At 39.5% G+C, this 261-nt stretch carries 1 pseudogene; it reads left to right on the top strand.

Features of this window, described 5'->3' with window-relative positions:
• A pseudogene (locus tag V6260_RS18545) lies at positions 1-261 on the top strand (class 1 fructose-bisphosphatase); the annotation flags it as partial.

The following is a 261-nucleotide window of genomic DNA, read 5'->3' as shown; positions in this document are numbered from 1 at the left end:
TTGAAGATGGTTGTTCAAGAGAACTTTTATCGTTAATTCGAACAGTGTTAGCGGCATGTAAAGAAATTTCGTGTCGCGTTGGTCAAGGCGCGCTTTCTGGCGTATTAGGCTCAACCCTTGATGATAACATTCAAGGTGAAACTCAAAAAAAGCTCGATGTATTATATAATCAGCTGTTAAAAGATATTTTACTGGAATCATGTACGGTTAAAGCAATCGCCTCTGAAGATGAAGACTACACAGTAGCAGGTAATCCAGACG

The organism is Pseudoalteromonas aliena, from assembly GCF_038155085.1.
GTDB lineage: Bacteria > Pseudomonadota > Gammaproteobacteria > Enterobacterales > Alteromonadaceae > Pseudoalteromonas > Pseudoalteromonas aliena_A.
The sequence above is the reverse complement of the archived record's forward strand: the minus strand, read 5'-3'. Positions and strand labels throughout refer to the sequence as shown.